Below are 24,667 nucleotides of genomic sequence, written 5' to 3'. Positions count from 1 at the left end.
CGCGGGGGCCGGCTCAGGCGGGGGTCGGCCCGACGATGGTGCCGATCTTCTCACCGCGTACCGCGCGCAGGATGTTCCCCTGGCTCATCAGGTCGAACACGACGATGGGCAGCCCGTTGTCCATGCACAGGCTGACCGCGGTGGCGTCCATGACCTTGAGTCCGCGGGTGAGGACCTCGTTGTAGTTGAGCTTGTCGAACTTGACCGCGTCGGGGTTGCGCTGGGGGTCGGAGTCGTAGACCCCGTCGACCTGGGTGCCCTTGAGCACCGCCTGCGCGCCGATCTCCAACGCGCGCTGGGCGGCGGTGGTGTCGGTGGAGAAGAACGGCGCGCCCAGACCCGCGCCGAAGATGACCACGCGGCCCTTCTCCAGATGGCGGACGGCGCGGCGCGGGATGTAGGCCTCGGCGACCTGGCTCATGTGGATCGCGGTCTGCACGCGGGTGTCCACACCGAGCCGCTCCAGGAAGTCCTGCAGGGCGAGGCAGTTGATGACGGTGCCGAGCATGCCCATGTAGTCGGCGCGACCGCGCTCGATGCCGCCCTCGGTGAGTTGGACGCCGCGGAACATGTTGCCGCCGCCGACGACCACGCCGACCTGGATGCCCTCGGAGACCGCCTCGGCGATGGACTCGGCCACGTACTGGACCACCTCGGGGTCGATGCCCAGACCGCCCCCGCCCGCGAACGCCTCCCCGGAGAGTTTGAGCATCACACGTTTCCAACCGGAGTCGTGCATGGCGGGTTGGGTACTCGTCGCTTCGTTCACGGCCTGTGGCCTCCCTTGTCGTCCCCGAGCGGCACAGGGTCCCCCGAGTGCTCCTGTCGCGGGCCGGACTGACGCACGCACCGAACCCGCCCATATCCACCGAAGGTGCCGGGGAGCAGTCTCCCCGGCACCTCCATCATCTCAAAGCTCTCAGGCCTGGCCGACCTTGAAGCGAACGAAGCGCTTGACGGTCACGCCGGCCTCTTCGACGACCTTCTGGACCGTCTTCTTGTTCTCCTTGACGAACGGCTGGCCGAGCAGCGTCACGTCCTTGAAGTAACCGTTGAGGCGGCCCTCCACGATCTTGGGGATGGCCTGCTCGGGCTTCCCCTCCTCGCGGGTGGTCTGCTCGGCGATGTTGCGCTCGTGGTCCACGACCTCGGCGGGAACGTCGTCCCTGCTGACGTACTGCGGAGCCAGCGCGGCGATCTGCTGGGCGAGGTCCTTGCCGACCTCCTCGTCAGCCTTGTCCAGCTCGACCAGGACGCCCATGGTGGGGGGCAGGTCCGGGTCGGACTTGTGCAGGTAGCTGGCGACGTAGGCGCCCTCGAACTTGGCGAAGCGGCGGAACTCCAGCTTCTCACCGATGACGGCGCTCTTGTCCTCGATGAAGGCCTGGAGGCTCTTGCCCGGCTCGATCTCGGCGGCGGTGACGGTGGCGAGGTCGTCGCCCTCCTGGGCGCCGACGAAGTCGGCGACCTGGTTCGCGAGCGCGATGAACTGCTCGTTCTTGGCGACGAAGTCGGTCTCGCAGTTGAGTTCGACGAGGGTGGCCTTGCCCTCGGACTCCTGCTTGAGGACGACCATGCCCTGGGCGGCGGTGCGCTCGGCGCGCTTGCCGACGTCCTTGGCGCCCTTGACGCGCAGGGCCTCGACGGCCTTGTCGAGGTCGCCGTCGGCCTCGGTCAGGGCCTTCTTGCAGGCCATCATGCCGGCGCCGGTCGTGTCGCGCAGCTTTTTGACGTCCGCGGCGGTGAAGTTCGCCATGACTGTTCTCGGATTCCCTTGGAGTGGAGAGTCTGTACGGAAAGTGGAGCGGGTCCGGCCGCGCACCGTCGCCGCCCCACCGACAGCGGCGGGGCGGCGACGGTGCGCTGGAGCACGGAACTACTCGCCGGAGGCCTCGGTGGTCTGCGGAGCCTCGCCGGCCTTGGGGGCCTGGGAGGGCGCGTCGACCGGGGACTCCTCGGCGGCGGCCTCGGACGGGGCCTCGGCGGCGGCCTCGTCGGCCGGGATGACGGCGGTGGCGTCGGCGGGGACCTGCTCGGCGGCGGCCTCACCGGCCCCGGCCTCGGTCGCGGCCTCGGCGGCACCGGCCTCGGCCGTGTCGGCCGCAGCGGTACCGGCCGCAGCGGTACCGGCCTCGCCCTTGCCCTCCAGGAGCTCGCGCTCCCACTCGGCCAGGGGCTCCTCGGCGGCCTTCTGCTCGCCAGCGCCCTCGGAGGCGCCGGAGCGGGCCAGGAGGCCGTCGGCGACGGCGTCGGCGACCACGCGGGTGAGCAGGCTGACACTGCGGATGGCGTCGTCGTTACCCGGGATCGGGTAATCGACCTCGTCCGGGTCGCAGTTGGTGTCCAGGATGGCCACGACCGGGATGTTCAGCTTGCGAGCCTCGCTGATCGCGATGTGCTCCTTCTTGGTGTCCACGATCCACACCGCGCTGGGCACGCGGGACATGTCGCGGATACCGCCGAGGGTGCGCTCCAGCTTCTCCTTCTCACGGCGGAGGTTGAGGAGCTCCTTCTTGGTGAGCGTGGAGCCGGCGACGTCCTCGAAGTCGATCTCCTCCAGCTCCTTGAGGCGCTGCAGCCGCTTGTGGACGGTGGAGAAGTTGGTGAGCATGCCGCCCAGCCAGCGCTGGTTCACGAAGGGCATGCCGACGCGGCGGGCCTGCTCGTCGATGGCCTCCTGCGCCTGCTTCTTGGTACCGACGAACAGGACGGTGCCGCCGTGGGCGACCGTCTGCTTGACGAACTCGTAGGCACGGTCGATGTAGGCCAGCGACTTCTGGAGGTCGATGATGTAGATGCCGTTGCGCTCGGTGAAGATGAAGCGCTTCATCTTGGGGTTCCAGCGACGCGTCTGGTGCCCGAAGTGGACGCCGCTCTCCAGGAGCTGGCGAATTGTCACGACTGTGGCCATGACCTGGTCCTCCTTGCGGTGGCGGGAGGTGTCCCGCCTTCGGTTGTGCCTGACGTCCCGGCCGTACCGCCGCACCACCGGAGAAGGGGTGCGGACCGTAGGTGCGGCCCCTCACGGAGGAGGCTCGTGGACGTGCGTATTGTGGTCGGCCCGAAGGGCCGAAAACGATTCTATCCTCCGTCGGGAATACACAGGACGTACGCTGCCGCCTCCGGAGTTGTCCACAGTCTCCGGCTCTCCCTGGCGGAGCCGCCCCGTCCAGCGGACCCTTGGGGTATGGCCCCCTTCCTCCTCGCCCGTCTGCTGCTGCTCCTTCCGCTTGTGCTGTTCCCCCTCCGACCCGGGCCAACCGCCGCCGACTGGCGCTGGCCGGTGGACCCTCCCGTCGAGGTGCTGCGCCCCTTCGACCCACCCGAACAGCGGTGGCTGCCCGGACACCTGGGCGTGGACCTGGCCGCCGAGCCCGGCCAGGAGATACGCGCGGCCGGTCCCGGCCGTGTGCGCTTCTCGGGCACGGTGGCGGGCACGCCGGTGGTGAGCGTGAGCCACGGTGAGTCGCACACCACCTACCTGCCGGTGGAGTCCGGCCTGACCCGGGGCGACCCGGTCGCCTCCGGGGACGTGCTGGGCACGCTCGCCGCCGGGTCCGCCCACTGCCGCGACCGCCCCTGCCTGCACTGGGGGCTGCTCCGCGGTGCCGACTACCTCGACCCCCTCAGCCTGCTCGGCCTCGGAGAGTTCCGCCTGCTGCCCCTGTGACGAGGCGCCCGCGGCCCCGGAGACGGCGGAGACGGGAGGACCGGGGACCGGTCAGGCCCTGGGGTGGGCCTGGCGGTAGGTGTCGCGCAGGCGCTCCACGGACACGTGCGTGTAGATCTGTGTGCTGCGCGGGCTGGCGTGGCCCAGGAACTCCTGCACGCTGCGCAGGTCGGCGCCGCCGTTGAGCAGGTGGGTGGCGGCGCTGTGCCGCAGTCCGTGCGGTGTCCCGTCCACACCGGCGGCACGCAGGTAGGCGTGCACGTCCTCGCGGGCCTGACGGACCCCCAGGCGTCCGCCGCGCGCCCCCAGGAACAGCGCCGCACCGCTTCCGGGAGCCGCCATCTCCGGACGGCCCCCGGACAGCCAGGCGTCGAGGGCCTCCAGCGCGGGTCCGCCCACGGGGACCGTGCGCTCCTTGGAGCCCTTGCCCAGGACGCGCACGGTGTCCCGCTCACGGTCCACGTCGGCCAGGTCCAGGGCGCACAGTTCGGCGACGCGCACACCTGTGGCGTAGAGCGCCTCCACCACCGCACGGCGGCGCAGGTCGGTCGGGGTCTCGGCGGAACCACGCGAGAGCGCGGTGTCGGCCTGGCGCTCGTCGAGCACCGCGGGCAGGGCGCGCTGCTGGGCCGGACCGGCCAGTTGGGGCCCCGGGTCCGTGTCCAGCGCCCCCTCGCGGTACAGGAAGCGCGTGAGGGCGCGCACGGCCGCCACACGCCGTGCCACCGTGGCGCGGCTCGCGCCCGCGTCGCGGGCGCGTGAGAGCCATCCGCGCACCAGTGGCACGTCCAGGTCCTCCCAGCCGTGGCCCCGGGACTCCAGGTGGGTCAGGAGCGAGCGCAGGTCGGCCAGGTAGCCGCGCACGGTGTGGGGTGAGCGCCCCAGCTCGCCCGACAGGTACGCGGCGAAGCGGTCCAGCACGTCCTCTACCCCCCCGAGGGCAGGCAGGCGATCCCGTCGATCTCCACGAAGTGGGCGGGGTCGACCAGGCCGCCCACCTCCACGAGGGAGGCGGCCGGGCGGTGTCCCTCGGGAAGGCACTCGACCAGGGCGCCGCGGAACTCGTCCAGGTCGGAGATGTGCCGCAGGTAGTAGGTGAGCTTGACCAGGTGGCCGAGTTCCGCGCCGTGCCGGGCCAGGACGGCCTCCAGGTTGCGGAAGATCTGGCGGGTCTGTCCCCCGACGTCCCCGGCGACCTCGCCCCCGGGTCCCTCCGGGACCTGTCCGGAGACGAACAGCAGCGGCCCGTCCGCCAACAGGGCGTCACTGTAGGTTTTTGCCATAGCGGCACCGTACCTTTCCTCATCGCGGTTGAAACGTCGCCGATCCGCACACGCGCGGCCGGACCCGACACGCCTCCCGCCTCTCAGCGCGGAAGCCGCCAGCCCGACTGGCAGCGCTCCACCAGGCCGGTGGCGGCCAGCAGCCCCAGAACGCGCATGGTGTTCTCCAGACCGACCCCGCTGGCCATGGCGATCACCGCCGGACCGGCCCCCGAGCGGGGCACCGCTTCGAGCACGCGGACGCCGTCCGGGCCGAGTTCGGCCGACACCCGCAGCGGCCCGGCCTCCAACGGCAGCTCCTCCCCCAGCGTGCCCACCTGGGCGAGGACGTCGTCCGCGCAGGTGACGCACCCCGCCTGCCAGTCGCGGAGCAGCAGGTGGCAGCCCGCCGACATCGCCGAGGTGACCGGCCCGGGGACCGCCATCAGCACCCGGTTGAGTTCGGCGGCGTGCGACGCGGTGTTGAGCGCTCCGCTGCGCCGACCCGCCTCCACGACCACCGTCCCCGGGGTGAGCGCCGCGATCAGCCGGTTGCGCACGAGGAAGTCCGGGGCGCGCGGGGTGGAGCCCACCGGTCGCTCGCTCACCAGCACGCCGGTGCGGGCGACGTCGGCGAACAGCCCCGCGTGTCCGCGCGGGTAGTCCACGTCCAGCCCGCAGGCCAGCACCACCACCGTGCTTCCCACGGCGTGGGCGGCCCGGTGCGCGGCCCCGTCGATCCCGTACGCGCCGCCGGATACCACCACGACCGCGCGCTCGGACAGCTCGTAGGCCATCTCCGCGGCCACGTGCTCGCCGTAGGCCGTGGCCGAGCGCGCCCCCACCACGGCCACCGAGCGCAGGCACAGATCGCGCAGGTCCCCGCCGCCGCGCACCCACAGCCCGTGCGAGCGGCGCCCTCCGGGCAGGTCCAGCTCGTCGAGCCGTCCCGGCCACTCGGGGTCCCCGGGGGCCACGAACCGGATCCCGGCCGCAGCCGAGTCTCCGAGCAGCCCGTCGGGGTCCACCCCGGCCGCGGTGGCGCTCCACCTCCGCCAACGCCGACGCAACCGGTCCAGCGCCTCCGGGCCGGGTTCCTCGTCCCCCGCGCAGGGCACCATCGGCGGGGGCGCCCCCGCCACCAGCTCCGCCCACACCCGGGCGGCCCCGTGCTCGGCGAGCATCGCCCCCAGCCACAGGTCCCCCGGCGGAGCCACCGCCGTCAGGCAGGCCCGCGCCCGCGCGTCGGCGCCCTCCGTGTCCCGTTCCACCGCACCGCTCCCCCCTTCCGGGCCGCGCCCTCCGGCGGCGCTCACCACGCACGTCCCGCCCACAGCGCGAAGGCGTAGGCCGTCTCCTCCTCGCCGGGGCGGTCCCGGCCGGCGAGATCGGTCAGCGTCCACGCCACCCGCAGCGCCCGGTCCACGCCCCGGGCGCTGATCTGCCCCAGGTCCATCGCCCGGCCGAGCACTCTCAGCGCGGCGGGTTCGACCGGGAACTCGCGGCGCAGCCTCGCCCCGGGGATGGCCGCGTTGGTGGCCCACGGGGTGTGCGACAGCCGCTCGGCGGCACGGGCGCGGGCCTGCTCCACCCTGGCGGCCACCACCTCGGAGGACTCGGCGAAGGCACGGTCGGCGAGCAGCTCGGCCCTGGACACCGGCTGCAGTTCCACCTTGAGGTCGATCCGGTCCAGCAGGGGGCCGGACAGCCGGGAGAGGTAGCGGCGCCGCTCGCCCGCGGGGCAGGTGCACAGGTTGCCGGGTTTGGCGCAGGGGCAGGGGTTGGCCGCCATCACCAGCTGGAAGCGGGCGGGGAAGGTCACCGTGGAGGAGGCCCGCGCCAGGACCACCTCGCCCCGCTCCAGCGGTTCGCGCAGGGAGTCGAGCACCCCGCGCCCGAACTGCGGTGCCTCGTCGACGAACAGCACACCGCGGTGGGCCTTGGACACCCAGCCGGGTGAGGGGTGGCCGCTGCCGCCGCCGATGATCGAGGCCCGGGTGGAGGTGTGGTGCGGCGCGGCGAAGGGCGGCATGGTGACCAGGGGCGATCCCGGGGGCAGGATGCCCGCCACCGAGTGGATGGCGGTGGCCTCCAGCGCGTCGGCGGGCCTCAGCCGGGGCAGCACCGTGGGCAGCCGCTCGGCCAGCAGGCTCTTCCCGGTCCCCGGAGGCCCCAGCATCATGAGGTTGTGGCCCCCGGCGGCGGCGATCTCCAACGCACGGCGCGCCACCGGCTGCCCCAGCACGTCGGACAGGTCGGGGCCCTGGTCCCGGGGCTCACGCGGCCGCGGCACGGGCCGCCCGGGCCCCTCCTCCGGAGAGTACTCGCCGCGCAGCCACTGGCACAGGTCCGTCAGGCAGTCCACCGCCGTCACCTCGATGTCGGGCACCAGCCGGGCCTCGGCCTCGTTCCCCCTCGCGACGACGAACCTGCGGTAGCCCTGTTCGGCGGCCGACACCACCGCCGGGAGCACCCCGAGCACCGGCCGGGCCCGTCCGTCCAGCCCCAGCTCGGCGATGAGGACGGTGTCCTCCAGCAGTTCCACCGGCACCGCGCCCGCCGCCGCCAGGACGGCGCCCGCGATGGCCAGGTCGAAGAGGCTGCCCGCCTTGGGCAGGCTGGCCGGGGACAGGCTGATGGTGATCTGGCCGCTGGGCCACTCCTCACCGCTGTTGACCACGGCCGCGCGGATGCGGTCCCTGGCCTCGCGGAGCGCGGCGTCGGGCAGCCCGACGAGGGTCACCCCGAAGTCGCCGCCGCCCAGGTGCACCTCCACCTCGACGATGTGTCCCCGGACACCCAGCAGGGTGATGCAGTGGGTACGGGCGAGCGTCATCATGACATCCCCCGCTCGTGGGAGACGAACACCCGGCCGCCGCTGACGAGGACGCACACACCGTCCACCCTCAGGGGGCGGACGGGGACCCGGTGCCGGACCGCCCAGGCGCGTCCGAGGCGGCGCAGGCGGCGCCGCTTGCCGGGGGTGATGGCCTCCACCGGGTGTCCGTACCGGACGGAGGTGCGGGTCTTGACCTCGGCGACGACCAGGACGGGGCCGTCCCGGGCCACGATGTCGATCTCCCCCGCGGGGGTGCGCCAGTTGCGGGCGAGCACCCGCATCCCGGCTCGTCGGAGGAAGGCCGCGGCGAGGTCCTCGCCGCGGCCGCCCAGTGTCCTTCGGTACTCGGCCCACCGGTCCAAGGTCGACCACCTCCCGCTACCACGGTCGGTGATCGCCGGTCACCGCGCCAGAGCGAGTTCCGTCCTGTGGACAACCGGGGCCGGGCCGTCCCGCGGGTGCCCGGCGCCGCTCAGCCCTGGCCGCCCCCGTCGGGAGGCGGCATCTCCAGGTCGGCCTTGGTGATCTCCTCGACGTTGACGTCCTTGAACGTCACCACGCGCACGTTGCGGACGAACCTGGCCGGGCGGTACATGTCCCAGACCCAGGCGTCCTCCATCACGACCTCGAAGTACATCTCCCCGTTCTCGGTCGAACGCGGCTGGAGGTCGACGTGGTTGGTGAGGTAGAACCGCCGCTCGGTCTCCACCACGTAGCTGAACAGACCGACGACGTCCCGGTACTCGCGATAGAGCTGGAGCTCCATCTCGGCCTCGTATTTCTCCAGGTCCTCAGAACTCATCCACGCGCTCGCTTTCGTCGCACTCTCCGGTCGTGGTGTGCCGGTCCCTTTCACTGGGCACCGCCGCCGCGCGGTGTTCCCGGTCGACGGCGGCCCCATGGCTTCGGGGGACGCCCATGCGGTCCAAGTCCATCATGCGTCACGGAAGCGGCCTGTGTACTCCGCCGGACGGATTTCCTTGGCGGATCGTCCGTCGCACGCCGCCGGCGCCGCCGGGCCGACCGTCTCGGAGGCGCTCCGCGGAGCGGGGCCCGCCGGACGGAACGCGCCTGTTCGGACGCGGTCGAAGCGTCATCCGCTCTCGGTGTCGAGTTCCTCGAAGGCGTCCGGGGCGCCCAGGGAGCCGACCTGGCTGAGCGGCCAGATGATCACGAACGCCCGGCCCACCACGTGGTCGACGGGAACCGCGCCGCCGCCGGGGTTGTTCTGGTTCATCCGCGAGTCGGCGGAGATCGACCGGTGGTCACCCATCAGCCACAGGTGTCCCTCGGGCACCTCGATCGGCCCGAACTCGGTGTGGCTGGCCACGCTGCCCGGGTAGAGGTAGGCCTCCTCCTCCAGGGGCACGCCGTTGACCAGGACGCGGTTCTGCTCGTCGCAGCACTCCACGGTGTCTCCGGGAAGACCGATGACCCGTTTGATGTACTCCTTGCCCGTGGGCGCCGCTCCCAGCTGCTGCTGCACCCAGGTGAACGCGCCGGAGACCGGGTTGGCGGGCTCGGGGACCGAGACCATGTTCGGATCGTCCCACGACCCGTCGCCGTCGAAGACGACCACCTCACCGCGCTCGATGTCGCGGAGCTGGTAGACGACCTTGTTGACGAGCACGCGGTCCCCGATGAGCAGCGTGTTCTCCATCGAGGAGGAGGGAATGTAGAAGGCCTGCACCAGCCAGGTCCTGATCACGAACGCCAACACCAGGGCGATCACGACCAGGACGGGGAGTTCCTTCCAGAACGACCCCTGCTTCTTCTCGCTGCTCTGGGACTTGCTCATCTGGTCGTCCGCCTTCTCCTCTGGCTCCTGGCCCCCGGCTTCGGAGACACCGCTGGCTCCCGAGAGCTCGTGCTCTCGGGAGCCAGTGGTGGAGCTGTGCTCCTCCGGGCCGGACCGGGCGGGATCCTCGTCCTGGGCCCCGTCCGCGCCGAAGTCCCTCTCGTCTTTGCTCATCGAGTCGAAGCCTATACCGCGCCCCTGCCGGGAGCGGAGGGTTTCGACCCGTGAAAAGCGCGTGTGAGGGTCCGCGGCCTCTAGCGGCGCTCGCGGATGCGGGCGGCCTTGCCCCGCAGCTCACGCAGGTAGTACAGCTTGGCGCGACGCACGCGGCCGCGGGCGGCGACCTCGTACTTCTCGACGGCCGGGGTGTGGATCGGGAAGGTGCGCTCCACGCCCACGCCGTAGCTCACCTTGCGGATGGTGAAGGTCTCGCGGCTGCCCGATCCCTGGCGGCGGATGACAACGCCCTTGAAGACCTGGACACGGGTACGGTTGCCCTCGGTCACACGGACGTGGACGTTGAGGGTGTCACCCGGACGGAAGTCCGGGACGTCGGAACGCAGCTGGGCCTTCTCCAGCTCCTGAATGGCGGTGTGCATCTCGCGAATCCTCATCGGTAGCGCTCCGCGTCCTGTCCCCGGCGGGGAGGGGTGCGCGGGCGAGGGCCCTTGTGGGTCTGGACTTTCGAACCGCCCGGGTGACCGTCACAGAGGCCGACGTCGTACCGCCGGCATGCGGATGCCGCCGATCACCTGGGGGGAACCCACCCAGTTTGCCATACCTCAGGTGGCGTCTCGAACGGTCTCCTCCGCGATGACCTCGCGGTCGCGCCGGTCCAGGACCTCCTCCGGCAGCGCGTCGACCAGGTCGGGGCGGTTGCGCGCGGTCCTGCGCAGTGCCTGGTCACGGCGCCAGCGGTCCACGGCGCCGTGGTTGCCCGACAGCAGCACCGGGGGTACCTCCCGTCCGCGCCAGGTGCCGGGCTTGGTGTAGACCGGCCCCTCCACCAGGTTCTCCATGCCGCCGGAGGCGAAGGAGTCCTGCACGGCCGACTCCGTGTTCCCCAGCACACCCGGCAGCAGACGGGTGATCGCCTCGACCATCACCAGCGTGGCGGACTCGCCGCCGTTGAGCACGTAGTCGCCGATGCTGACCTCCTCGACGGGCATCCGGTCCACCGCGTCCGCCGCGACCCGGGAGTCGATGCCCTCGTAGCGGCCGCACCCGAAGACCAGGCGCTCCTCCTTGGCCAGGCGCTCGGCGTCGGCCTGCCGGAACGGGCGGCCGCTGGGGGTGGGCAGGATCAGCCGCGCGGGCCCGTCCGCCAGGACCTCGTCGAGTGCCTCGCCCCACGGCTCGGGCTTCATGACCATGCCGGGGCCACCGCCGTAGGGGGTGTCGTCCACGGTGTTGTGCCGGTCGTGCGTCCATGCGCGCAGGTCGTGCACGCGCACGTCGAGCAGCCCGGAGACGCGCGCCCTGCCGATCAGGGACAGGTCCAGGGGGCCGAAGTAGTCGGGGAAGATGCTGATGATGTCGATACGCACGGCGCGCCCCTTCAGTCGGCGAGGTCGAGCAGGCCGGGCGGGGGGTCCAGGACGATCCGGCCCCCGGCCGCGTCGACCTCGGGGACGAGGGCGGCCACGAAGGGCACGAGGACCTCGCCGCCCTCGGGGGTGGTGAGGACCAGGACGTCCTGCGCGTGGTGGAGGACGTCCTCCACCGTGCCGACCGGATCGCCGTCGGTGGTGACCGCGGTCAGGCCGATGAGTTCGTGGTCGTGGAACTCGTCCGGATCGTCCAGGGGGGCGATGTCGGCGGAGTCCACGAACAGGAGGGTGCCGCGCAGCTTCTCGGCGGCGTCACGGCCGGACACGCCCTTGAAGCGCACCAGCAGGCGGCCGCTGTGGCGGCGGACGGAGGAGACCGTCAGCGGACCGGCCCCGGCCGGGTCGGTCTCCAGTACGGCGCCGTCGGTGAACCGCGCCTCCGGGTCGTCCGTGCGCACGTCGACGGCGACGTCACCGCGGATGCCGTGCGCGCGGCCGATCCGACCGACAACGAGTCGCATGGGAACTCCCGTCCTTCGTCCGTCCCGTGCTCGCCGGGGCGTGGAGAGAAAACCGTGCCCGGGGCTTGGGGCCCCGGGCACGGCTGCGGGGCGCCGACCGTTCGTGATCGGCGCCCCAGGAGGCGCGTCAGCGCACTTCGTGCAGGTCCAACAGGTCCACGCGGACGTAGCGGCCCCCGGCCAGGGAGCCGATGACGGTCCTCAGTGCCTTGGCGGTGCGGCCGTTGCGGCCGATCACCTTGCCCAGGTCGTCGGGATGGACCCGGACCTCCAGGACTTTGCCCTTGCGGAGCCTCTTGGCTCTCACCTGGACGTCGTCGGAGTTCGCAACGATCCCCTTCACGAGGTGCTCAAGCGCCTCTTCCAGCACGTCAGGCCTCGCCCTCGGACTTCTTCTCGGCCGGGGCGGTCTCGGCGGGCTTCTCCGCCTTCTCAGCCTTCTCAGGCTTGTCCGCCTTGTCAGCCTTGTCAGCCTTGTCCGTCTTCTTCTCGGACTTCCTGGCCTTGCCCTTGCCCTCGGCGCCGGGGAGCACGAGCTCCTTCAGCGCGGCCTGGAAGGCGGCCTCCTTGGCCTCGGGGTCCTTGGCCTCGGCGACCTGGAGCGGAGCCGGGGCGGGCAGGCCCTTGAACTTCTGCCAGTCACCGGTCTTGCGAAGGAGGACCTTGACCGCGTCGGAGGGCTGGGCGCCCACGGACAGCCAGTACTGGGCCCGCTCGGAGTCGACCTCGATGAGGCTCGGGTGCTCCTTGGGGTGGTACTTGCCGATCTCCTCGATCGCCCTGCCATCGCGCTTGTTGCGGGCGTCGGCGACGATGATGCGGTACTGGGGCGTACGGATCTTGCCCATACGCTTGAGCTTCAGTTTGACAGCCACTGGAGTGGTCTTCTCCCGATTAACGGTGTGAGGCGCCCGTCGGTGAAACCACGTGGGGTTGTGGCATCCGGCGGGACAGACGTGGGTGGCGGGCTAGTTAGAGGGCTGACCCGTCACCGTTAGTCGACTACTCATTGTGCCAGACGCGAACGGGTTCCCTGTACACGACACCGCAGGGCACCCCGGCGAGAGCGGGCCCCGTCCCCGGTTCCGGGAGCGGCCCGCCCCCGGAACGTGGACGGGCCGCCGTAGGCATGGTAGCGCTCCGACCGCCGTATGACGGTGGAAAGCACCGCCGGCCGTACTACTTCTTGGGGAACTTGAAGTTCGACAGGTCCGGCATGTTGGGGCCACCGAGGCCGGGCGGGAGCGTGGGCTGGTCGCCGCCGCCGAGGCCCGGAGGCAGCTGCGGCGCCTGCTGGCCGCCCTCCTCCTGGCGCCGCTGCCGCTCGGCGGCGCGCTCGGCCTCCTGCTGGCGGGCCTTCATCGGGTTGCCGCTGCGCTGCTTGCCCTTCTTCACCTTCTTGGCCTGGGCCTTGGCCTTCTTGCGGTTGCCACCGCCACCACCACCCGGCATTCCGGGCATACCAGGCATGCCGCCGTTCTTCATCTTGCGCATCATCTTCTGCGCCTCGAAGAAGCGGGTGACCAGGCCGTTGACATCGCTGACCTGCGTACCCGAACCGTTGGCGATACGCAGACGGCGCGAACCGTTGATCGACTTCGGGTTCGAACGCTCGCCCGGGGTCATCGACTGGATGATCGCCTGGATGCGGTCCAGGTCCTTGTCGTCGATGTTGTCGATCTGATCGCGCATCTGCCCCATACCGGGCATCATGCCGAGCAGGTTGCCGATCGGGCCGAGCTTGCGGACCATCGACATCTGCTGAAGGAAGTCGTCCAGTGTGAAGTCGTCGTCCGAGGCCATGGTCGAGGCCATCTTCTCGACCTCGGCCTCGTCGAACGTGCGCTGCGCCTGCTCGATGAGCGTGAGCACGTCACCCATGTCCAGGATGCGCGAAGCCATCCGGTCCGGGTGGAAGAGGTCGAAGTCCTCCAGCTTCTCGCCGGTGGACGCGAACATGATGGGACGGCCGGTGATGTGCCGGATGGACAGGGCCGCGCCACCGCGCGCGTCACCGTCCAGCTTGGTCAGCGCCACCGCGTCGTAGCCGACCCCGTCGAGGAAGGCCTGCGCGGTGTTGACCGCGTCCTGACCGATCATCGCGTCGACGACGAAGAGGATCTCGTCGGGAGTGACCGCGTCACGGATGTCCGCGGCCTGCTGCATCAGCTCGCTGTCCACACCGAGACGGCCGGCGGTGTCGATGATCACCACGTTGTGGTTGTTGCGGCGAGCGTGCTCGACCGACTCACGGGCGACCTGGACCGGGTCGCCGACGCCGTTGCCGGGCTCCGGCGCGAACACGGGGGCCCCGGCGCGCTCACCGACCACCTGCAGCTGCGTGACGGCGTTGGGGCGCTGCAGGTCGGCGGCGACCAGCAGCGGGGTGTTGCGGTCGGCCGCCATCCACTTGGCGAGCTTGCCCGCCAGGGTGGTCTTACCGGCGCCCTGGAGGCCCGCGAGCATGATCACGGTCGGCGGGTTCTTGGCGAAGCGAACCTGCCGGGTCTCGCCGCCGAGGATCTCGACCAGTTCCTCGTTGACGATCCTGATGACCTGTTGTGCCGGGTTGAGGGCCTTGGACACCTCCTCGCCCCGCGCGCGCTCCTTGATCCGCGAGATGAACTCGCGGACCACCGGCAGCGCGACGTCCGCCTCCAGCAGCGCGAGACGGATCTCCCGCGCGGTCGCGTTGATGTCCTCCTCGGACAGGCGCCCCTTGCCGCGCAGCGAGGAGAAGACCGATGTCAGCCGGTCGGAAAGCGTCTCGAACACGAGTGTGGCCAGTCCTTCGTCTCGGAATTGGTTTCCCAGCCTACCCGTCCCGCGTCGCCCGGGAGTATCACGGGACGGTGAGGTGTCGGTACACGGGGACGGGTGGGAGGGACCGCGGGCGGTGGGAGGGTCAGTTGCCGCTCTCCTCCCCTTCTTCCGCCTCCTCGGAGGGAGAGCCGCCTCCCGACAGGGTGGTCGCGCGCTGCTCGTTGAGCTCGGTCAGCGTCTCCTCCTGCTGGCCACTGGTCAGCCCGTACGTGGAGAGCTGCGCCTCCCCGTCGATGGGGTAGGTCTGCTGTTCGGCGCTGACGATGTTGTAGTTGGCGCCGCACGACAGCTCCAGGGTGCTGCCCGCCTCCAGGCTGCCGCTGTCGTCGCACGTCTGCTCGCCGATGTCGGCGTTGCTGAAGGTGACGTCCATGCGCACGGTGACCGTGCCGCTGCCGTCCCCGCCCGCGTCGCGCACGGTACCGGACCAGGTGCAGTCGGGGCCCTCCTCGCACGCCATGCTGGGGCTGCCGTCCCAACCCACCTCGATGCGGGCGTCCCGAGAGCCGGTCAGCTCCTCCTCCGTGGTGGCGATGACGCCGTCGTAGAGCTCCTCGACCGCGGCGGTGTCGGCCTCGGCGAGGTCCAGGCGGACCTGCGGGCCGCTCTCGGCCTCCTCGGGGACGAGTTCCTCGATGGCGATGCGCTGGACCTGGTTGGTCTCGGCGTTGATCCACATCTGGTTGTGCTCGCCGGCCAGATCGATCCGGTAGGTGAGGGTGCCGTCCAGGTTCTCCTCCACGGCCTCCTCCGAGTCCAGGCCGATCTCCCCCAGGGCGGTGGAGAGCTCCGGCGGAGCCAGGGTGGTACCCGGGTCGAACCCGGCCTGGGCCGTGGAGGCGCGCACCCAGTTGCCGTCGAAGTCGTCGAAGTCGGGGCTGAAGACCCCCTGGTCGAGCCAGAAGTCCTCCGCGGCCCGGATGAAGAGCTTGCTGTCGGCGCTGATCAGCTCGGCCTCGATGCCGTTGGCGCGGACGGTGCCGCTGGCCGTGCCGGAGTCGGCCACGGTCAGGGAGGTGTCCCGCACGTCGGCGGAACCGACGCTCTCGGCGACCTGTCCGGTGGCGGTGAGCGCCGGGTAGGCGGCGAGGCTGGTCAGGGCCTCCTCCACGAGCGGGGCGGCGGCGACCGGCTCCGCGGCTTCGGGGCTGGGTTCCTCCTCTCCCCCGCCCCCTGGGCGCAGGTGGCTGAGATCGATGGAGCATCCGGCCGATCCGAGCGCGACGACCGCGCCCGCGGCGGCGAGCACGGCGCGTCCGCCCCTGCGACCCCTGGTGTGACTAACCGGCGCCATCTTGCCTCCTGACCCCGACATGTGGGGCACTGTACGAATCAGCATGGTTTCCGGGTGGGCGGGGGATGGAGACACACCGGCCCTGACCCGTTTCTCGGCGTGAGACGCGGATGCGCGGCTCCCGGTTTCGCCTCGTGCTCTTCGCGGGGATCCGGGACGGTTCCGTCACGGGGCTTCGCCGTCGACCGGGCGCCCCGCGCCCGGGTCCTACCGCCACACCGCGCAGAAAGGGTATCGAACTGATGCGCAGATCATGGCCGATACGAAGCCATGAATGCCCACATATGCCACGAAGAGTATCCGAACACACGAACGGGGCTGACAGGGATCACTCCCGGTCAGCCCCTGGAACACCTCACCGCGTCAACGGTGAAGGCCTTCGGCCTCGACGCTGAGGTCTAGGCCTTGACCTGCGGTGAGGTCGTCTCCCCACCCGGAGGCGTCGGCGAGGAGACCGCTTCTGTCTCCGTCTCGTCCAACTCGTCGAAGGCGTAGGCGGACTCGGCGTGCAGCTCGTGGTCCAGTCCGTTGGTCTCGACGTCCTCGGGGATGCGGAACCCGATGATGAGGTCGATGACCTTGGCGATGATCCAGGTGATGACGAAGGAGTAGACCATGACGCCGACGACCGCGATGGCCTGGACGGCCAGGAGCCCGAAGCCGCCGCCGTAGAGGAGGCCGTCGGATCCGCCGGTGACACCCGCGGCCAGGAAGCCCAGGACCAGGGATCCGATGATGCCGCCGACCATGTGGATACCCACGACGTCGAGGGCGTCGTCGTACTTGAACTTGAACTTCCAGCTGATGGCGTAGGCGCAGACGGCACCGGACAGCAGACCGACGACGATCGCGCCCAGCGGGGTGACGTTGGCGGCGGCCGGGGTGATCGCGACCAGGCCCGCGATGGCGCCGGAGGCGAAACCGAGGGCGCTGACCTTGCCGTAGCGGAAGCGCTCGACGAGCATCCAGGCACCGGTGGCGGCGGCGGTGGCCACCTGGGTGTTGACCAGTGCCAGGGCGGCGGTGCCGTCGGCGGCGTAGGCGGAGCCCGCGTTGAAGCCGAACCAGCCGAACCACAGGAGCGCGGCGCCCAGCAGGACGAACGGCAGGTTGTGGGGGCGCATCGACTCCGAGCCGAAGCCCTTGCGGCGGCCGAGGACGAAGGTCAGGGCCAGCGCGGCGGCACCGGCGTTGATGTGGACCGCGGTACCGCCCGCGAAGTCGATGACCTCGTAGCCACCGATCTCCAGGCCGCCGATCCAGCCGCTGCCCCAGACCCAGTGGGCGACGGGGAAGTAGGCCAGAAGCGCCCAGAGCGGGGCGAAGAGGATCCAGGCGCCGAACTTGGCGCGGTCGGCGATGGCGCCGCTGATCAGGGCCACGGTGATGACCGCGAACATCATCTGGAACCCGGCGTCGACGAGGAGCGGGTAGCCTCCGCCGCCCTCACCGTCCGCGGGCTCGATCTCACCGATGAGGCTGGACAGGCCCACGTAGTCGAGGCCGCCGATGAAGGCGTCCACCGGACCGCCGTCGGAGTAGGTGAGCGAGTGGCCGACGACCACCCAGAGCACGCTCACGACCGCGATGCTCGTGAAGCTCATCAGCATCATGTTCAGGACGCTCTTCGCCCGTGACATGCCTCCGTAGAAGAAGGCCAGGCCCGGGGTCATGAGCATCACGAGGGCCGCGCTGATCAGCAGCCACGTCGTGTTGCCGGTGTCAATCATTACGTCGCCTCCGTAGGACGGACGGGGGATTGTCTGTGAGGGCGGCGATCAGCGAGCGCATCATCGGGCCCGATGCAGAACACCACACGGGCAACTCTCTGAGCGGGGTGTTTCTCCCCTGGACCCGCCATGTTGCGTCCGGGTAAAAGGACAGACAGAAGTGTTAAGGGGCCGTGAACCGAAGCCCCAGCGCGTGCGAACGCACATGCACCACCCCAGAGCGACCCCCGTCACACCAACACGGGGCGACGAAACTGTCACTCCCCGACACATCTCACGCCCGGTGCGGCGGCGCGGTCAGCCGGTCACCCCCCGTGTTGCACGGGGGTTTCCCTCCCGTGTCGCGCATCACGCCATCTGCGCCCCGGGAGGACGCCGAGGTCGCACCACCGCGTACACACGGGTGCGGCCGGACACCCGGTCGGGTGTCCGGCCGCACCGCCGGTACGTGCCGTTCAGTCCCCGGACAGGATCGTGTCCACGAAGACCTCGGGGTCGAAGGGCGCCAGGTCGTCGGGGCCCTCGCCGAGCCCGACGAGCTTGACCGGCACGCCCAGCTCCCGCTGGACCTGGACGATGATGCCGCCCTTGGCGGTGCCGTCCAGCTTGGTCAGCGCGATGCCCGTCACGTTCACGACCTCGCCGAACACCCGGGCCTGGCGCAGGCCGTTCTGCCCGGTGGTGGCGTCCAGGACGAGCAGCACCTCGTCCACCTGGGTCTTCTTCTCCACGACCCGCTTGACCTTGCCCAGCTCGTCCATCAGGCCGGTCTTGGTGTGCAGGCGCCCGGCGGTGTCGATGATGACGGTGTCGGCCCCGTCCTCGATGCCCCGTGACACGGCGTCGAAGGCCACACTGGCCGGGTCGGCCCCCTCCTCCTTGGTCACGACCGGGGCTCCCACGCGGCCGCCCCAGGTCTGGAGCTGCTCACTGGCGGCGGCGCGGAAGGTGTCGGCGGCGCCGAGCACCACGCTGCGGCCGTCGCCGACCAGGGCGCGGGCCAGCTTGCCGGTGGTGGTGGTCTTGCCGGTGCCGTTGACCCCCACGACCAGGATCACGGCCGGCCGGTCTCCGTGCGGCTCCGTGCGCACGGTGCGGCCGGCACTGGTGGTGATCTGGGCGAGGAGTTCCTCGCGCAGCAGCGTCCGGACCTCCTCGGGACCGCGGGTGCCGAGCACCTTGACGCGGGTGCGCAGGTTCTCCACGATCTGCGAGGCGGAGGTCACGCCGATGTCAGCGGTGATGAGGGTGTCCTCGATCTCCTCCCAGGCGTCCTCGTCCAGGGAGTCGGAGGAGAGCAGGTTGAGCAGCCCCTGGCCGAAGGAGCTCTGCGAGCGGGCCAGTCGCGCGCGCAGGCGGACCATGCGTCCGGCGGAGGGGGGCGGGGCCTCCAGCTCCGGCTCGGCGGGCCTGGCGGCCTCCTCCGCGGGCGGCGGCGCCTGGGCGGGAGGCGTGCGCACGGTCCCCGTGTCCCGTTCCCGGTCCTCCACGGCGGTCGCCCCCGACGCCTCCCCGGTGACCTCGGGCTTGGTCTCCTCCTTGCCCGGTTTGACCGGGCGCTGGGTCCTGACCAGGAAGAATCCGCCGACGGTCAACAGTACGACGGCGATGACGATGGCAGCGAGCAAGGTGATGTCCATAGCACCGCCAGTCTCCCAGAGTGTCCGACGCGTTCGTGTCACGGTGGGATGGCGTGCCGGGAACGAAGGACCCCGCTTGCTTTGGGGCTCCGCTCCGCTTCACCCCGTGTTCGGGCGCCCTATGAACGAGAACCTTCGGCGGCTCCAGAAGCCCGCCGGCGCCCGAACCACACTCCAGGCGCCGAGCAAGGCTTTCGGCACGCGGGTCTAGATACTGCGGTGGCGCGTGGTGCGCAGAATGAGCACGAAGAAGGGCGCGCCGAGGAAGGCGGTGACCACGCCGATGGGCAGTTCGGCGGGGGCGATGAGGGTTCGGGCGACGATGTCCACCACGACCATGAAAGCGCCGCCGAAGAGCACGGTGACCGGCAGGATCGCCCGGTAGCTGGAGCCCACCAGGCGGCGCACGATGTGCGGGACGATGATCCCCACGAAGCCGATCAGTCCGCTCACCGACACCGCGGCGGCGGTGGCCAGGGACGCGGCGCTGATCACCACGACGCGCACGACGGCCGGGTTCAGACCCAGGCTGACCGCCTTGTCGTCGCCCAGGGAGAGCATGTCCAGCAGGTAGCCGCAGGCCAGCAGCACGACGAGGCCGACCACCGCGTAGGGGGCGATCAGGCGCACGTCGTCCCAGCCGCCGCGGCCGAGCCCTCCGAGGAGCCAGGCGAAGATGCGCTGGAGCTGGTCCACCCCCATCTGCTGGACGAGGGTCTGCGCGGCGGACAGGAAGGAGGAGACGGCCACGCCCGCCAGGACGAGCGAGGCGGTGCCGCCCCCGCCCGCGGTGGAGCCGAGCAGGTAGGCGGCCGCCACTCCGAGCAGGGCGCCCAGGAACGCCGCGACGGGTACCAGGGCGCGCGGGGAGTCGCTGAACTGCTGGCCGAAGACGATGACCATGGTCGCGCCGAGCCCGGCCCCGGAGGCGGCGCCCAGGAGGTAGGGGTCGGCCAGCGGGTTGCGGAACACGCCCTGGTAGGCGCCGCCCGCCGTGGCCAGGAGGGCTCCCACGACCGCGCCCATCACCACGCGGGGCAGGCGCAGCTCCATGAGCAGGGCCGCCTGCCGCTCGGACAGCGGCGACCGCGTGTCGAACGGCAGGAGGCTGAGCAGGTGCCGGACGATGTCGGCCGTGGAGAGGGAGGCCGCGCCCGCGCAGACTCCGAGGAGGACGGCCGCGACGAGCACGGCCAGTCCCCCCGCGAACCACGCGACCGGGAGGCCGGCACCGCCCCGCACGCTACCGGTCCGCGTTCTCGATGACGGCCTGGCCGATCAGGTCGGCGAACTCGACCACGCGCGGTCCCCATCGGGAGGCGATGTCGGCGTCGAGCAGGTAGACGGCGTCGTTCCTCACCGCGGTGACGGTGTCGAAGGCGGGGCGCTCGGCGACGTCGGTGACCGTCGACTCGTCGCCGTAGGACAGGAAGACCAGGTCGGGGTCCTCCTCGACGACGTACTCCTGTGACAGCTGCGGGTAGCCGGCCGCGGCACCGTCCGCGTCGGCGGCGTCGGCGATGTTGACCAGTCCGAAGGATGCGTAGACGTCACCGACGAAGGTGTCGGAGGTGGCGGCGTAGGAGGTCTCGTCCAACTCCTGGTAGAAGCTCAGCTCGGTGTCGCCGACGCGCTCGCGCACGTTCTCGACGATCGCGTCGAACTCGCCCTCGATCCGCTCGGCCTCGGCGCCGGCCTCCTCGGCGTTGCCGGTGGCGTCACCGAGCAGCCGGATCTGGTCGTAGGTGTCCTCCAGGTCCACGGCGGCGTCGAGGACCAGCGTCGGGACGCCCACGGTCTCCAGCTGGGAGGCGGTCTCCTCGGCGCTGCGTGCGAGCACGACCAGGTCGGGGTCGTACTCGACGATGGCCTCCACGTTGGGCTCGAAGCCGCTCAGCGAGGTGACGGGGGCCTCCTCCGGGTAGGTGGAGTACTCGTCGACGGCCTCGACCTGCTCGTCCGCGCCGATGGCGAAGAGCATCTCGGTGTGGCTGGCGGACAGGGAGACGATCCGCTCGGGCGCCTCCTCGAGGGTGACCTCGCCGGTGGCGTCGGTGACGGTGACGGGGAAGGCGCCCGCACCCGCGCCCGGGTCGGCGTCGGCCTCGGAGGAGCCGCCCTCCGGCGCGCCGCAGGCGGTCAGGAGGAGTGCGGTTCCGAGGAGGGCGAGGGGAAGACGGCGTGCGGTCCGCACGGTGCTCCTTTGCGGGCAGGGGAAGGAGCACGGTCCGCTGGGGACGGCCTGTCCTTCCCACGAGGACGGGGACGTCGGTGTCGGGAAGGCGACCTGGCTCGTCCCCGCCGGGCGGGGCCTCACAGTTGCGGGACAGCGCCGGGTTGGCGACCGCTTGCGGCCGCGGTACCGGACTTCGCTCCCTCGACACCGGTCGGGCCGCCCGAGGACGGCCCAGATCCTCCAGCCTACTCGGCCCGCCGTACGCCCCGGCGGACACCCCGGGGGCTACTCTGGCCTGCGCCTTCTCCGGGACGGCCGTGTTCCGCGGGCAGATCCGCAGGAGGATCGGCGCGCTCCACCAGGATTCCCTTTCATACCTTTAGGGGCAAAAAGGAATATTGTCCATTTTTGTGTAGAAATAACAAACAGTGCACTCCCCGTCCCTCTATGTGGCCAGATTGAGTCTTGGTGAACATTGACACCTTCATGGCACACGGCAATGATCTCGTTGCTATGCGCGCCGATTAACCGAGTACGGACATTAAGCGGCGTATCCCCCCGCATGCCACAGTCGTACACGGCGGGGTACTCCCGCGCCCCCGGTGTCCTCCGGCGCGCACCAAGAAGGGATGTGTTGACAAGGTGGTACCCCACCGAACGCGCCTGGCACCGCTCGCCGGGTTGACACTCGTCGCGGGTCTGGTCGCGGCCACACCGGCAAGCGCCGACGAGATCTCAGAGCTCGCCCCCCTGCACCCCGCCCCCACCGCCGAGAACGGCGAACTGACCCACCAGGCCAGCGGCCTGTGGTTCATCGAACTCGAAAGCCCGCCCACCACCAAGGGCTCCTCCACGGCCAAGGTCGAGGACGAGCAGAAGGAGTTCCGGACCGAGGCCGAGGAGTACGGCCTGGAGTACGACGAACGGCACTCGTTCAGCGACCTCTGGAACGGCTTCTCCGTCGAGATGGACGACGCACAGGTGGGCACGGCCCGGGAGATCCCCGGCGTCAACGCCCTCTATCCCGTCGTCAACTACCAGATCCCCGAGATCGACGACAGCGCCCCCGACCTGGACACCGCGCTGCCCATGACCGGGGCCGACACCGCGCAGAACGAACTGGGCCTGACCGGTGAGGGCCTGCGCGTGGCCGTCATGGACACCGGTATCGACTACACCCACCCCGACCTGGGCGGCGGCGGCTTCCCCAACGACCGCGTGGTCACCGGCCACGACTTCGTCGGTGACGACTTCAACGCGGGCGACCCGGAGTCCGTGCCCGTGCCCGACGGCGACCCGCAGGACTGCAACGGCCACGGCACGCACGTGGCCGGGATCGTGGGCGCCGAGGGCGAGGTCACCGGTGTGGCCCCCGACGTGGAGTTCGGCGCCTACAAGGTGTTCGGCTGCAGCGGATCCACCACCTCCGACATCATGATCGCCGCCATGGAGCAGTCCCTGGCCGACGGCATGGACGTGCTCAACATGAGCATCGGCTCCGCGCACTCCTGGCCGCAGTACCCCACCGCGGTCGCCTCGGACAACCTGGTCGACGAGGGCATGGTCGTGGTCGCCTCCATCGGCAACTCGGGCGACACCGGCCTGTACTCCGCGGGCGCCCCCGGCCTGGGCAAGGACGTCATCGGCGTCGCCTCCTTCGACAACACCCACATCCAGGCCGCGTCCGCGACCGCCAACCCCAGCGGCGAGACCCTCGCCTACATGGAGATGGGCGAGGCCGAACCGCCGCCCACCTCCGGCGAGACCGACGAGCTCGCCTGGATCGGACGGGGCTGCACGTCCCTGGGCGACGAACTGGAGGCGGACCCCGAGGGCAGGACCGCGCTGATGGTGCGCGGCGAGTGCACCTTCGCCGAGAAGTACGACACGGCCCTGGCCGCGGGCGCCACCGGCGTGGTCATGTACAACAACGTCGCCGGCATGTTCGCGGGCGGCGGCATCGTCGACCAGGGCGCGTTCGCCATCGGGATCTCCAACGGCTCCGGAACCCACCTCCGCGAACTCATGGAGGACGGGGAGGCCGTCACGCTGTCCTGGACCGGCGAGAGCACCACCGTCCCCAACCCGACCGGCGGCCTGATCAGCTCCTTCAGCTCCTTCGGCCTGTCCCCCGACCTGGACCTGAAGCCCGACATCGGCGCCCCGGGCGGCCTGATCAACTCCACCTACCCCGTGGCCAAGGGCAGCTACGCCACCATCAGCGGCACCTCGATGTCCTCCCCGCACGTGGCGGGCGGCGTCGCGCTGCTGCTGCAGGCCCGCCCCGACCTGGGCGCGCGCGAGGTGCGCGACGTCCTGCAGAACAGCGCCGACCCCAGGGCCTGGTGGGGCAACCCCGACCTGGGCTTCCTGGACAACGCGCACCGCCAGGGCGCGGGCATGCTGGACGTGCCCGGCTCGGTGCTGGCCACCACGGCCGTGGCCCCCGGCAAGCTGTCACTGGGCGCCACCGAGGGCGCCGTGACCAAGACGATCACCATCACCAACGACGGTGACGCGGAGGCCACGTACGAACTGGGCCACGAGGCCGCCCTGGGCACCCACGGCAGCACCTTCACGCCCGAGTACAACGACGGCTTCGCCGAGGTGGCCTTCGACACCGGCGAGGTGACCGTGGCCCCCGGCGGGTCGGCCGAGGTCCAGGTGACCGTCACCCCGCCCGCCCGGGACTTCTCCCAGATGATCTACGGCGGGTACGTCACCGTGGCCGAGGCGGACGGCGAGACCTACCGCGTCCCCTACGCCGCATACAACGGCGACTACCAGGAGATCGAGGCGATGACCCCGATCACCGACGGCACGGGCGAGACCATCGACCTGCCCTGGCTGACCAGGATCACCGACTGCGGCGCCTTCTCCGGCCTGGAGTGCGCGAGCGAGGACGGCGGCACGTTCGAGGAGCAGCCCGACGGCGCCGCCTACACGATGGAGTGGGTCGACGGCCTGCCGGACGTCCCGTACGTCATCGCGCACTTCGACCACCACGTCACCAAGCTGGAGATGGTCGTCATCGACGAGCGCACCGGGCGCCCGGTGCACCCGCACCGCAACGTCGCCGTGTCGGTCGACCACGTGAACCGCAGCGCGACCGGGACGTCGTTCTTCAGCTACCCGTGGGACGGCACGGTCGTGGACAGGCACGACAAGATCAAGCCCGTCAAGGACGGCGACTACCGTCTGGAGGTCCGTGCGCTCAAGGCGCTCGGCGACCCGGACGACCCCGAGCACTGGGAGACTTGGACCTCCCCGGTGATCACCATCGCGCGCGGCTGAGCCCTGCCTCTCGGGCTCCGCTCCAAGGGGGCCGGTTCGGGCGTCCACGGGGTTCTGGAGGATGCGTAGG

Annotated in this window: 23 protein-coding genes; 2 read left to right on the top strand and 21 right to left on the bottom strand. The window is 70.9% G+C overall.

Features of this window, described 5'->3' with window-relative positions; all coding sequences use genetic code 11:
• Positions 1-13: 13 nt before the first annotated feature.
• The 3 genes from pyrH to rpsB all read right to left on the bottom strand — a co-directional run bounded on the left by pyrH (position 14) and on the right by rpsB (position 2,911).
• Positions 14-739, bottom strand: coding sequence for a UMP kinase (gene pyrH, locus FYX01_RS03625; protein ID WP_223830293.1), 726 nt, complete (start codon positions 737-739; stop codon positions 14-16).
• 180 nt (positions 740-919) lie between these two features.
• Positions 920-1,756, bottom strand: a complete 837-nt coding sequence (tsf, locus tag FYX01_RS03620) for a translation elongation factor Ts (protein ID WP_150237504.1) — start codon at positions 1,754-1,756, stop codon at positions 920-922.
• 120 nt (positions 1,757-1,876) lie between these two features.
• Positions 1,877-2,911, bottom strand: a complete 1,035-nt coding sequence (gene rpsB / locus FYX01_RS03615; protein ID WP_150237502.1) for a 30S ribosomal protein S2 — start codon at positions 2,909-2,911, stop codon at positions 1,877-1,879.
• Between the two features lie 276 nt (positions 2,912-3,187).
• Here rpsB and FYX01_RS03610 point away from each other — a divergent pair, with 276 nt between their 5' ends.
• Entirely contained in the window at positions 3,188-3,670 is a 483-nt protein-coding gene (locus FYX01_RS03610) for a murein hydrolase activator EnvC family protein (RefSeq protein WP_150237500.1), read from the top strand.
• A gap of 51 nt (positions 3,671-3,721) precedes the next feature.
• Here FYX01_RS03610 and FYX01_RS03605 read toward each other — a convergent pair whose 3' ends face one another.
• From FYX01_RS03605 to FYX01_RS03520, 18 genes are all read right to left on the bottom strand, one after another.
• A complete protein-coding gene (locus FYX01_RS03605) occupies positions 3,722-4,591 on the bottom strand; it encodes a tyrosine recombinase XerC (RefSeq protein ID WP_150237498.1) in 870 nt (289 codons plus the stop codon).
• 5 nt (positions 4,592-4,596) lie between these two features.
• The gene (locus FYX01_RS03600) at positions 4,597-4,953 is read right to left on the bottom strand and encodes a RidA family protein (protein WP_150237496.1); all 357 of its coding nucleotides are present in this window, start codon (positions 4,951-4,953) and stop codon (positions 4,597-4,599) included.
• Between the two features lie 83 nt (positions 4,954-5,036).
• The gene (locus FYX01_RS03595) at positions 5,037-6,203 is read right to left on the bottom strand and encodes a DNA-processing protein DprA (protein WP_150237494.1); all 1,167 of its coding nucleotides are present in this window, start codon (positions 6,201-6,203) and stop codon (positions 5,037-5,039) included.
• 41 nt (positions 6,204-6,244) lie between these two features.
• Positions 6,245-7,768 (bottom strand): YifB family Mg chelatase-like AAA ATPase, encoded by a 1,524-nt coding sequence (locus tag FYX01_RS03590; RefSeq protein ID WP_150237547.1) that lies wholly within the window; start codon positions 7,766-7,768, stop codon positions 6,245-6,247.
• Positions 7,768-8,133 (bottom strand): YraN family protein, encoded by a 366-nt coding sequence (locus tag FYX01_RS03585; protein ID WP_150237492.1) that lies wholly within the window; start codon positions 8,131-8,133, stop codon positions 7,768-7,770. Before FYX01_RS03585 ends, FYX01_RS03590 begins: the two co-directional genes overlap by 1 nt.
• Positions 8,134-8,243: 110 nt before the next feature.
• A complete protein-coding gene (locus FYX01_RS03580; RefSeq protein ID WP_150237490.1) occupies positions 8,244-8,573 on the bottom strand; it encodes a DUF2469 domain-containing protein in 330 nt (109 codons plus the stop codon).
• A gap of 291 nt (positions 8,574-8,864) precedes the next feature.
• Positions 8,865-9,743 carry a signal peptidase I gene (lepB, locus tag FYX01_RS03575; protein WP_150237488.1) on the bottom strand — a complete coding sequence of 293 codons (879 nt, stop codon included), beginning with the start codon at positions 9,741-9,743 and terminating at the stop codon, positions 8,865-8,867.
• A gap of 80 nt (positions 9,744-9,823) precedes the next feature.
• Positions 9,824-10,168, bottom strand: a complete 345-nt coding sequence (rplS, locus tag FYX01_RS03570; protein ID WP_150237485.1) for a 50S ribosomal protein L19 — start codon at positions 10,166-10,168, stop codon at positions 9,824-9,826.
• Between the two features lie 183 nt (positions 10,169-10,351).
• Entirely contained in the window at positions 10,352-11,116 is a 765-nt protein-coding gene (trmD, locus tag FYX01_RS03565) for a tRNA (guanosine(37)-N1)-methyltransferase TrmD (protein WP_150237483.1), read from the bottom strand.
• 11 nt (positions 11,117-11,127) lie between these two features.
• Positions 11,128-11,640, bottom strand: coding sequence for a ribosome maturation factor RimM (gene rimM, locus FYX01_RS03560; RefSeq protein ID WP_150237481.1), 513 nt, complete (start codon positions 11,638-11,640; stop codon positions 11,128-11,130).
• Positions 11,641-11,767: 127 nt separating this feature from the next.
• The gene (locus FYX01_RS03555; RefSeq protein WP_073704564.1) at positions 11,768-12,010 is read right to left on the bottom strand and encodes an RNA-binding protein; all 243 of its coding nucleotides are present in this window, start codon (positions 12,008-12,010) and stop codon (positions 11,768-11,770) included.
• A gap of 1 nt (position 12,011) precedes the next feature.
• Positions 12,012-12,515 carry a 30S ribosomal protein S16 gene (gene rpsP / locus FYX01_RS03550; protein ID WP_150237479.1) on the bottom strand — a complete coding sequence of 168 codons (504 nt, stop codon included), beginning with the start codon at positions 12,513-12,515 and terminating at the stop codon, positions 12,012-12,014.
• Positions 12,516-12,819: 304 nt separating this feature from the next.
• Entirely contained in the window at positions 12,820-14,415 is a 1,596-nt protein-coding gene (gene ffh / locus FYX01_RS03545) for a signal recognition particle protein (protein WP_150237477.1), read from the bottom strand.
• Positions 14,416-14,545: 130 nt separating this feature from the next.
• Positions 14,546-15,757, bottom strand: coding sequence for a LolA-like protein (locus tag FYX01_RS03540; RefSeq protein ID WP_150237545.1), 1,212 nt, complete (start codon positions 15,755-15,757; stop codon positions 14,546-14,548).
• 398 nt (positions 15,758-16,155) lie between these two features.
• On the bottom strand, positions 16,156-17,487 hold the full coding sequence (locus FYX01_RS03535; protein WP_150237475.1) for an ammonium transporter: 1,332 nt from the start codon (positions 17,485-17,487) through the stop codon (positions 16,156-16,158).
• A 455-nt stretch (positions 17,488-17,942) separates the two neighbouring features.
• Positions 17,943-19,127, bottom strand: coding sequence for a signal recognition particle-docking protein FtsY (gene ftsY / locus FYX01_RS03530; RefSeq protein WP_150237473.1), 1,185 nt, complete (start codon positions 19,125-19,127; stop codon positions 17,943-17,945).
• A gap of 207 nt (positions 19,128-19,334) precedes the next feature.
• On the bottom strand, positions 19,335-20,369 hold the full coding sequence (locus FYX01_RS03525) for a FecCD family ABC transporter permease (RefSeq protein ID WP_150237470.1): 1,035 nt from the start codon (positions 20,367-20,369) through the stop codon (positions 19,335-19,337).
• Between the two features lies 1 nt (position 20,370).
• Positions 20,371-21,321: a helical backbone metal receptor gene (locus tag FYX01_RS03520; protein ID WP_150237468.1), complete on the bottom strand. Its 951-nt coding sequence runs from the start codon at positions 21,319-21,321 to the stop codon at positions 20,371-20,373.
• Positions 21,322-21,945: 624 nt separating this feature from the next.
• Between FYX01_RS03520 and FYX01_RS03515 the strand changes: the two genes are divergently transcribed.
• Positions 21,946-24,597, top strand: coding sequence for a S8 family serine peptidase (locus FYX01_RS03515; RefSeq protein ID WP_150237466.1), 2,652 nt, complete (start codon positions 21,946-21,948; stop codon positions 24,595-24,597).
• The last annotated feature ends 70 nt before the right edge of the window (positions 24,598-24,667 follow it).

The sequence above is a fragment of the Nocardiopsis quinghaiensis genome (assembly GCF_008638365.1).
GTDB lineage: Bacteria > Actinomycetota > Actinomycetes > Streptosporangiales > Streptosporangiaceae > Nocardiopsis > Nocardiopsis quinghaiensis.
The sequence above is the reverse complement of the archived record's forward strand: the minus strand, read 5'-3'. Positions and strand labels throughout refer to the sequence as shown.

Bases quoted from the DNA above. Each gene is read 5' to 3' on its own strand.
- pyrH (WP_223830293.1), bottom strand. From the start codon at position 739: ATGCACGACTCCGGTTGGAAACGTGTGATGCTCAAACTCTCCGGGGAG.
- tsf (WP_150237504.1), bottom strand. From the start codon at position 1,756: ATGGCGAACTTCACCGCCGCGGACGTCAAAAAGCTGCGCGACACGACC.
- rpsB (WP_150237502.1), bottom strand. From the start codon at position 2,911: ATGGCCACAGTCGTGACAATTCGCCAGCTCCTGGAGAGCGGCGTCCAC.
- FYX01_RS03610 (WP_150237500.1), top strand. From the start codon at position 3,188: ATGGCCCCCTTCCTCCTCGCCCGTCTGCTGCTGCTCCTTCCGCTTGTG.
- FYX01_RS03600 (WP_150237496.1), bottom strand. From the start codon at position 4,953: ATGGCAAAAACCTACAGTGACGCCCTGTTGGCGGACGGGCCGCTGCTG.
- FYX01_RS03590 (WP_150237547.1), bottom strand. From the start codon at position 7,768: ATGACGCTCGCCCGTACCCACTGCATCACCCTGCTGGGTGTCCGGGGA.
- FYX01_RS03580 (WP_150237490.1), bottom strand. From the start codon at position 8,573: ATGAGTTCTGAGGACCTGGAGAAATACGAGGCCGAGATGGAGCTCCAG.
- lepB (WP_150237488.1), bottom strand. From the start codon at position 9,743: ATGAGCAAAGACGAGAGGGACTTCGGCGCGGACGGGGCCCAGGACGAG.
- rplS (WP_150237485.1), bottom strand. From the start codon at position 10,168: ATGCACACCGCCATTCAGGAGCTGGAGAAGGCCCAGCTGCGTTCCGAC.
- rimM (WP_150237481.1), bottom strand. From the start codon at position 11,640: ATGCGACTCGTTGTCGGTCGGATCGGCCGCGCGCACGGCATCCGCGGT.
- FYX01_RS03540 (WP_150237545.1), bottom strand. From the start codon at position 15,757: ATGGCGCCGGTTAGTCACACCAGGGGTCGCAGGGGCGGACGCGCCGTG.
- FYX01_RS03535 (WP_150237475.1), bottom strand. From the start codon at position 17,487: ATGATTGACACCGGCAACACGACGTGGCTGCTGATCAGCGCGGCCCTC.
- ftsY (WP_150237473.1), bottom strand. From the start codon at position 19,127: ATGGACATCACCTTGCTCGCTGCCATCGTCATCGCCGTCGTACTGTTG.